General features: G+C 63.2%; 7 protein-coding genes and 1 pseudogene. 3 read left to right on the forward strand and 5 right to left on the reverse strand.

The features are described 5' to 3' along the window. Window positions 1–197: 197 nt before the first annotated feature. A complete protein-coding gene (locus WCB02_RS37445) occupies window positions 198–434 on the reverse strand; it encodes a BolA family protein (RefSeq protein ID WP_423966944.1) in 237 nt (78 codons plus the stop codon). Between the two features lie 221 nt (window positions 435–655). On the opposite strand from WCB02_RS37445, the gene WCB02_RS37450 reads away from it, so the two are divergent. Further along, on the forward strand, window positions 656–1,018 hold the full coding sequence (locus WCB02_RS37450) for a DUF427 domain-containing protein (RefSeq protein ID WP_423966946.1): 363 nt from the start codon (window positions 656–658) through the stop codon (window positions 1,016–1,018). Between the two features lie 172 nt (window positions 1,019–1,190). Here the strand turns inward: WCB02_RS37450 and WCB02_RS37455 are convergent, their stop codons facing one another. Continuing rightward, complete coding sequence (locus tag WCB02_RS37455) at window positions 1,191–1,364, reverse strand: DUF1328 domain-containing protein (protein ID WP_423966949.1); 174 nt, start codon at window positions 1,362–1,364, stop codon at window positions 1,191–1,193. A gap of 205 nt (window positions 1,365–1,569) precedes the next feature. Between WCB02_RS37455 and WCB02_RS37460 the strand changes: the two genes are divergently transcribed. Beyond that, window positions 1,570–2,775 carry an acyltransferase family protein gene (locus WCB02_RS37460; RefSeq protein ID WP_423966951.1) on the forward strand — a complete coding sequence of 402 codons (1,206 nt, stop codon included), beginning with the start codon at window positions 1,570–1,572 and terminating at the stop codon, window positions 2,773–2,775. Between the two features lie 15 nt (window positions 2,776–2,790). Here the strand turns inward: WCB02_RS37460 and purL are convergent. Beyond that, window positions 2,791–4,998: pseudogene (gene purL, locus WCB02_RS37465) on the reverse strand (phosphoribosylformylglycinamidine synthase subunit PurL). 178 nt (window positions 4,999–5,176) lie between these two features. Here purL and WCB02_RS37470 point away from each other — a divergent pair. Continuing rightward, the gene (locus tag WCB02_RS37470; RefSeq protein ID WP_423966953.1) at window positions 5,177–5,665 is read left to right on the forward strand and encodes a PaaI family thioesterase; all 489 of its coding nucleotides are present in this window, start codon (window positions 5,177–5,179) and stop codon (window positions 5,663–5,665) included. Window positions 5,666–6,297: 632 nt separating this feature from the next. Here the strand turns inward: WCB02_RS37470 and WCB02_RS37475 are convergent. Together WCB02_RS37475 and purQ are read right to left on the reverse strand one after the other, a co-directional pair. Further along, window positions 6,298–7,902 (reverse strand): ABC transporter substrate-binding protein, encoded by a 1,605-nt coding sequence (locus tag WCB02_RS37475; protein ID WP_423966955.1) that lies wholly within the window; start codon window positions 7,900–7,902, stop codon window positions 6,298–6,300. 113 nt (window positions 7,903–8,015) lie between these two features. Then, on the reverse strand, window positions 8,016–8,482 hold a 467-nt coding region (purQ, locus tag WCB02_RS37480), incomplete at its 5' end, for a phosphoribosylformylglycinamidine synthase I (RefSeq protein ID WP_423966957.1).

Consider the following 8,482-nt stretch of genomic DNA (forward strand, 5'->3'; position numbering starts at 1 on the left):
ATCGCGGACATTGTGGCCAGCCAGCCGATGCCGGCATGAGCCTTGCCAGGGGAGCCTTGCCGAGAAAGCCTTGCCGAGAAAGCCTTGCCGAGGATTGCGTCAAATCTCGTCGGCGCCCGCAGGCAGAATGATCTCGCTGACGATCGGCATGTGCCCAGAGCCATGGCCGACCTGCCCTGGCGGCCGAAGCGGACCGGCTAGCCTCCGGGCACGCCGGTCTGCAGCGCCAGCGCGTGCAAAACGCCCCCCATCTGGCCGCGCAGCGATTGATAGACGATCTGGTGCTGCTGCACACGGGATTTGCCGCGGAAGGATTCCGAGATCACAGTCGCCGCATAATGGTCGCCATCGCCGGCAAGATCGCGGATCGTCACCTCGGCATCGGGGATCGCAGCCTTGATCATCGATTCGATATCGCGGGAATCCATCGGCATCCCAGTCTCGCTCCTTTTTTCCGTTCTCCCGACTTTGCCCACTCTCGCGGCGCTCGCATTGCGGGCGGCGCGCGGCGACCGTGAGGGCTCTGTAGGTTCAAACCTAGCGCGGATGGCCTTTCAGGTCACGCCTTGCGCCACTATATTCCCGATCCAATGCTTGCAAAGCAGGTCCGGCACATCATTTGATCACAACGGACTGACCAAAGGGCTCAAATATCATGAAACTCCCCGGTCCCGACCATCCGATCGCCATCACCGTGAACCCCAGGCGCGTGCGCGTCATCGCTGATGGCGTCGTCATCGCCGACACCACCCACGCGCTGACCCTGAAGGAAGCGAGCTATCCCGCCGTGCAATATGTGCCGCGCGAGGATGTCAAAATGGACCTCATGAAGAAGACCGAGCGGGTGACGCACTGCCCGTACAAGGGCGACGCCAGCTATTTCAGCATCGTCTCCGGCGGCAAGACGCTGGATAACGCGATCTGGACCTATGAGACGCCTTTCCCGGCAATGGCGGAGATTTCCGGCCATCTGGCGTTCTACCCGGACAAGGTGAAGATCGAGGAAGTCGCGGCTTAATTTGCCGGGTCATTCCGGGCCGATGCCGCCGGGTCGCGCCTGTGGGCCAGCCGGACAACAGGCTCCGCGTCGAACCAAAATCTGAAGATTCCGCGGCTGGTCCTTCGGATCATCCCGGGATCGTGTGTGACCCATCAATGACGGGTCACACATTTTCGCGGTGCTCGGCCGGCTATACCCTGAAGATCGTGAGCCCGAGGACCAGCAGGACCAGGAAGATCACGAGGAAGACATAGAACAGGATTCGCGCCATGTCGGCTGAGGCAGCCGAGATGCCGGTGAAGCCGAAGATACCGGCGACGACCGATATGACGAAGAAAAACAAAGCCCATTTGAGAAGCGTCACAACTCTTTCCTCCAGTTACGCGCCCGCCGAAGCGCCACGAATCCTCATCTAACTTCCGATGCGGGAACCGGTTCCAGCAGGAAATCGCTTGGGACGGCGTTCGATCGAAGCTCGATGCGTGGGGGACGCGCCTCGACAATTCGCACTTGCTCAATCCCGTTCCTGACGGCAAAATTGCGGAAAACAGCATTAATCCGGGGCGTCCATGACATCGATCTCTCACACGGCAATGCCGGCGGATGTCCGGGCGGCGCCGAAGGCGAAGGCGCGGAATGCCGCGCTGGACCGCGCCCGCACCTTCATCACCATGCTCGTGCTGGTCCACCATTCGGTGATCGCCTATACCTATTACGGCCACACCGACAAGCAGTCGTTCCTCGGCTTCGACGGCGTGGTGCTGTTCAACGACAGCTTCTTCATGGCCGCGATGTTCTTCCTGTCGGGGCTATTCGTCTGGCCGAGCCTGAAGCGCAAGGGCACGGGCTTTTTCCTGCGCGACCGCTGGTGGCGCCTCGGCCTGCCCTTCATCGTCTGCGCCGTCTTTTTGATGCCGCTGGCCTATTGGGCCGTCGAGCTTGAGCTGCACGATCCCAACATCGGCTTTGCCGCGTTCTGGTGGCGGACGATCACCAGCGGCCCATGGGAGATCGGACCGGCCTGGTTCGTCTGGGTCCTGCTGGCGCTCGATGTCATCGCCGCGCTGGTGTTTGCCGCGGCGCCCGGCCTGGTCGAGGCGATCGGCCGGCTGTCGCTTGCGAGCTATACGCGCGCGCACCTGTTCTTCTGGTCGCTGCTGATTGCCTCCATCATCGTCTATGTGCCGGCGGTCCTCTATTTCGGCGCCGCGCGCTGGTTCGCGATCGGCCCGATCGCGATTCAGGCCAGCCGCATGCTGCTTTATCTGTTGTATTTCCTTGCCGGCATGGGCGTCGGCGCGGTGCCGTTCGACAAGGGCGTGCTGGCCGCCGACGGCGGCCTGGCGCGGCGCTGGCCATTCTGGCTCGCCGCGACGACCGTGAGCTATGGCGCCATCGTCGCGCTGATCTATGTCAAGCACGGGGTGCTGCCCGACCCGAACAATCTGCCGTTCTGGTGGGACCTTGCCTATGCGCTGGCGTTCGCATCCTATGGCGCGGCGCAGACGCTCAACGTCCTGGCGCTGTTCCTGCGCTTCGATAACGAGGGCTCGAGCATCCTCGATCCCATCCGCGATAACGCCTACGGCATCTATCTCATCCACTACGTGCCGGTGTTGTGGCTGCAATATGCGCTGTTCGGCTTGTCGTTCGGTCCGGCGCCGCAACTCACGGCGATCATCAAGGCCGTCATCGTCTTCGTGCTTACGCTGGCGGTGAGCTGGGCCGCCACAGCCGCGCTGCGCAGGATTCCGGGCGCCACGCATGTGCTGTGAGATCAGGGCAACGCGTCAGGACGCGTCGCCCATATAGGCCGGGAACCAGCCCTCGAAGCCTTGCTTCAACGATTGAACCGGGATCACGGCCTCACCGACGATCGCGATCCCGTCGCCGCCGGTGGTGCCGATGCGGACGCAGGGCAGCTCGCAGCCCCGCATCTTGGCGAGCACGCGGCCGGCCTCGACTTCCGGCACGGTCACGATGTAGCGCGCCTGATCCTCGCCGAACCAGTAGGCGTGCGGCACGATCGAGGTCGGCGCCGGCAGCAGCCTGGCGCCGATGCCGCTGCAGATGGCCATTTCCGCAACCGCGATCAGAAGCCCGCCGTCCGAGATGTCATGCACCGCGGTCGCGGTGCCGGCATGAATCATGCCGCGCACTGCATCGCCATTGCGCTTTTCGGCGGCCAGATCGACCGGCGGCGGCGCGCCTTCCTCCCGGCCGCAGATCTCGCGCAGATAGACCGACTGGCCAAGCCAGCCATGGGTCTCGCCGATCAACAGGATCGCCTCGCCCGCGGCCTTGAACGCCAGCGTCGCGGACTTGGTGAAATCATCGAGCAGACCGACACCGCCGATCGACGGCGTTGGCAGGATGCCGCGGCCATTCGTCTCGTTGTAGAGCGAGACATTGCCGGACACGACGGGGAAATCGAGCGCCCGGCAGGCTTCGGAGATGCCGTTCAGACAACCGATGAACTGCCCCATGATCTCGGGGCGTTCAGGATTGCCGAAATTGAGATTGTCGGTGATCGCCAGCGGCCGGCCACCGACCGCGGTGATGTTGCGCCAGGCTTCCGCCACCGCCTGCTTGCCGCCCTGATGCGGATCGGCGTCGCAATAACGCGGCGTGACATCGACGGTGAGCGCCAGCCCCTTCGGTCCATCCTGCACCCGCACCACGGCGGCGTCGCCGCCCGGCCGCTGCACGGTATTGCCGAGGATGACGTGGTCGTATTGCTCCCACACCCAGCGCTTCGAGCAAAGTTCGGGCGTCGCGATCAGCTTCTCCAGCGCCGGGACGATCCCCATCGGCGGCTTGATATCGCGGGCATGGATCACCGCGAGTTGCGGCGAAGCCACATGCGGCCGGTCATAGAGCGGCGCCTCGTCGCCCAACTCCTTGATCGGCAGATCGGCCATCACGTCGCCGCCATGCTTGACGACAAAGCGTTTGCTGGGCGTGGTGCGGCCGACCACGGCGAAATCGAGGCCCCATTTCCTGAAGATCGCCTCGGCCTCTTGCTCCTTCTCCGGCTTCAGAACCATGAGCATGCGCTCCTGGCTTTCCGAGAGCATCATCTCATAGGCACTCATGCCGGACTCGCGCGTCGGCACGGAATCGAGATCGAGGTCGACGCCGAGATCGCCCTTGGCGCCCATCTCGACTGCCGAGCAGGTCAGCCCCGCCGCGCCCATGTCCTGGATCGCGATCACGCAGCCCGCATCCATGATTTCGAGACAGGCTTCGAGCAGAAGTTTCTCGGCGAAGGGATCGCCGACCTACACGGTCGGACGCTTTTCGGCGCTATCGTCGTCGAATTCGGCCGAGGCCATCGAGGCGCCATGAATGCCGTCGCGCCCGGTCTTGGAGCCGAGATAGACGATCGGCATGTTCACGCCGGAGGCGGCCGCATAGAAGATCTTGCTGGTTTCGGCCAAGCCCACCGCCATCGCATTGACCAGGATGTTGCCGTCATAACGGGTGTGGAAGCGGACCTGGCCCCCGACCGTCGGCACGCCGAAGGAGTTGCCGTAGCCGCCGACGCCGGCGACCACGCCGGACACCAGATGGCGCGTCCTGGGGTGCTCCGGCGCGCCGAAACTGAGCGCGTTGAGGCAGGCGATCGGGCGCGCGCCCATGGTGAAGACATCCCGCAGGATGCCGCCGACGCCGGTGGTCGCGCCCTGATAGGGCTCGATATAGCTCGGGTGGTTGTGGCTCTCCATCTTGAAAACCACGGCCTGGCCGTCGCCGATGTCGATTACGCCGGCATTCTCGCCGGGCCCCTGGATCACCCAAGGCGCCTTGGTCGGCAACCCCCGCAGGTGGATGCGCGAGGATTTGTACGAACAGTGCTCGTTCCACATCGCCGAGAAGATCCCAAGCTCGGTGAAGCTCGGCACCCGCCCGATCAATTTCAGTATCCGCTCATACTCGTCCGGCTTCAGCCCATGGGAAGCGACGAGTTCGGGGGTGATCTTTGGCTCGTTCATCAGGGTCCGGAGCGCGAGTGAGGTCCCTTCTTAGGGAGATCGAAGGGGCCGGAAAAGGCCTTTTAGGACGCAAACGCGCCCTGTCCAGAGCTTTGCCGCGGCAAGGCGCGACGGGCCAGATTTGCGCGTCGGCCGCAGATCGGATTTAAGAACCAAAATCTTCAGATAAAGGGCCCTGCGCTTGGACGATCAGATCAAATCCGGTTTTCCTGACCGACCCGACCTGCAGGTCGGCGCCGAAGGCGAGTTCAGGGGCTGGCGGACCTGGAACCGCGACAATTTCGAGAGCCATAACGGTCCGTTCTGGCACCGGATGGAGGATGACGGCAGCATGCGCTGCGCCTTCCGGGTGGAGAAGAAACACCTCAACGGCGCCAACAACGTCCATGGCGGCTGCTTCATGGCGTTCGCCGACTACTGCCTGTTCGCGATCGCCGCGCCCGTGCTCAACGGCCCCGGCGTGACGGTGTCGTTTGCCTGCGATTTTCTCGACGCCGCGCATGAAGGAGAACTGGTCGAGGGCACCGGCGAAATCACCCGCGCCGGCGGCTCGCTGATCTTTCTGCGCGGCATGCTGAAATCCGGTGCGCGGACGGTGTTCACCTTCTCCGGCACCATCAAGCGCGTGAAGCGCAAAACGGCGACGGACGTGGTCTCGGATTCCAGATGACCGCGCGGCTCATGCAACTGAGCAGCATCAACGTGGCAATCCGTGCTCGTCGTATCCGAGGGCACCTCTATACCTGTCCACCCCATCTACTCAATCTCAAGATCAGGAACGGGCGGGTTACGCGCAGCCGTCAGAATCGGGGCTGAAGCGTAACCGACCGCTTCCGTCGCGGCTCTCCATGGAAATCCTCAAGGGAACAGTGAGTTACGCGCCCGCCCTTGCTCTTCAAGCAAGGGCGATCGCTAACTGACCCAGCATTCGAACGGCCACCGGGATGGCAAAGGCGAGTTGGAGACACCCGCAAATTGGTGGGGTTCCGAACTAACCACCTCCGGTATTGCCCGGAATGTTCTAGGGGCCGCAAATCACATAGATAGGGGTCAGCGCCCTCGGGCGTTTCCTCCCTAGACTTGGGCCGTTTGCATCGGGAGTGCGAACGGCCTTTTTCTTTTTGGATGCACAACAAGCTTGCGATGGGCGAGCGCTGCAGTGACCTGGCAACGCGCCCGGCAGAAATGCCGCCCGCCCAGAGTTTCGTCACTCCTCGTTTTGACAAGATCTCGCTCGTCGACCGCCGAAGACGGCGGGTTACGCGCTGCGCCTCGTGTCGAAGTCGGCCAAGTCGTGTTTCATTACTGCATGCTGACCAGCGTCAGATCAACGAACCAGGATTGCGGCGAGACGAACCCCTTGATCTTCGGGCTCATCGCGCGCGGGTTGAGATCGTGCACGATGTAGAGCCAGGGCGGATTATCGACCAGGCGCTCATGTGCCTTGCGATAGGCAGCATCGATCACCTTCGGATCGGTCGAGGTTTCGATCGTCTTCAGCGCCGCGTCGAACGTGTCGTCTTTCCACTGCTCGAAATTGAAGCCGTTCGGCGAGAAGTTGGTGGATGAGAAGTAGCGCGCCATCACGCCGGGATCGGACGACGGCGAACTGATGTTGAGCGCCATCGCGCCCTGCAGGCTCGGGCTGTCCGGCGTGGCGCGCGCCGCCGTCAACAGCACCTGCCATTCGATGACGTCGAACTGCGCATCGACACCGCAGGCCTCTTTCAGGTTCTGCTGCAGATATTCGTTCATCGGCAGCGGCAGCATCTGGCCCGAGCCGGAATTGGAGATCATCACCTTGAACGACAGCGGCTTGGCCGCGGTGTAGCCGGCCTCCGCGAGCAGCGCCTTGCCCTTGGCGGGATCGAATTTGTAGTGATTTTCAGGATTGCCGAAATCGGGATCGCTGGCCTTGAGCCAGCCCACCGCCGGCTCCGCCGTACCGTTGAGCAACGACACCAACCCGTCGCGGTCGATGCAATAGTTCAGCGCCTGCCGCACCCTGACGTCCCTGAACGGGCTGCCGGTCGCACCGATGTTGTAAAACCACGGCCAGACGTGGGGATAGGACCCGGTGGTGATGATATAGCCGGCCGATTTCAGCGAATCGATTGCATCCGCCGGGGGCACCTCGATCCAGTCGACCTGACCGGAGCGCAGCGCCGCGAGTCGCGAATTGGCTTCCGGAATCGGCATCAGCACGACCTTGTCGACCTTTGCCCTCTTGGCTGTGTCCCAATACTGATCCCAGCGCGCCAGATCGGCCTCCTGGCGCGGCACGACCTTGGTGATGCGGAAGGGCCCGGTGCCGGCGGCCGGCAGGGTCGCGACCTTGGCCCAGTCATGCCCCGCCTTCTCGAACGAGGCGGGCGAGGTAAACAGCAGATAGACCACCATGTAGGGCAGATAGGATGCCGGCCGTGTCGTCGAGATCGACACCGTCGCATCATCGATCTTCTTGTAGCTGGCCATCAGCGGCACGCGCGCGCGCGACATCGCCGAGCTCGGCGGCTCGTATTGCGGGCTCGTGCTGTTGAAATAGCGGTCGAGATTCCAGATCACCGCGTCGGCATTGAAATCGGTGCCGTCATGGAATTTCACGCCGTGGCGCAGATGGAAGATCCAGGTCTTGCTGTCGGCGGGATCCTGCTCCCAGCTTTCAGCGAGCCCCGGGCGGAGTGTCGCCAGCCGGTCGGTCCGGGTCAGGTCCCACAGCACCAGTCCTTCGAAGATGGGGTAGCCGAGGAAGCGCATGCCCTCGAAGCCGTTATTGGGCAATCCGGTCGTGGTCGGGATATCGGCCGCCGTCATCGCGATCCGCAACGTGGTCTCGGCCGTCGCGGTTTGAGCGCCGAAAAGAAGCCCCGCGAGCGCGAGGGTGCAGGAAGCCTTGCGAAACGCCATGATCTCTCCAATCCGACGAGCGGCGAACAGGGGAGCAAGAGCAAAATTCAGGCCAGTCGCCGACCTGCTCGCGCACGCTATTATTAGTTGGATTGTCTTGAACGCAAACGCGGCTACGCTGCCTGCTGCAGATGCGCAACCAGCCCCGCGAACAGGCCGCGGCCGTCGGTGCAGCCCATGATGCCTTCGACGTGGTTTTCCGGATGCGGCATCATGCCCAGCACATTGCCGCGCTGGTTGACGATGCCGGCGATCGCATGGGCAGCGCCGTTGATATTGGCGGCCTCATCGACCGTGCCGTCGGGCGCGCAATAGCGGTAGAGCACCCGTCCCTCGCTCTCCAGCCGCTTCAGCGTCTCTTCGTCGGCTTCGTAATTGCCTTCGCCATGGGCGACCGGTACGCGGATTACCTGGCCCGCATTGTAGCCACGGGTGAATGGCGTGTCGGAGCGTTCGACCCGCAGATGGACATCCTTGCAGATGAATTTCAGCCGCGCGTTGCGCATGAGGACGCCGGGCAACAGCCCCGCCTCGCAGAGAATCTGAAAGCCGTTACAGACGCCGAGCACGAGGCCGCCGC

This window comes from Bradyrhizobium sp., from assembly GCF_049581145.1.
Taxonomy (GTDB): domain Bacteria; phylum Pseudomonadota; class Alphaproteobacteria; order Rhizobiales; family Xanthobacteraceae; genus Bradyrhizobium.

Bases quoted from the DNA above. Each gene is read 5' to 3' on its own strand.
- WCB02_RS37445 (WP_423966944.1), bottom strand. From the start codon at position 434: ATGCCGATGGATTCCCGCGATATCGAATCGATGATCAAGGCTGCGATC.
- WCB02_RS37450 (WP_423966946.1), top strand. From the start codon at position 656: ATGAAACTCCCCGGTCCCGACCATCCGATCGCCATCACCGTGAACCCC.
- WCB02_RS37460 (WP_423966951.1), top strand. From the start codon at position 1,570: ATGACATCGATCTCTCACACGGCAATGCCGGCGGATGTCCGGGCGGCG.
- WCB02_RS37475 (WP_423966955.1), bottom strand. From the start codon at position 7,902: ATGGCGTTTCGCAAGGCTTCCTGCACCCTCGCGCTCGCGGGGCTTCTT.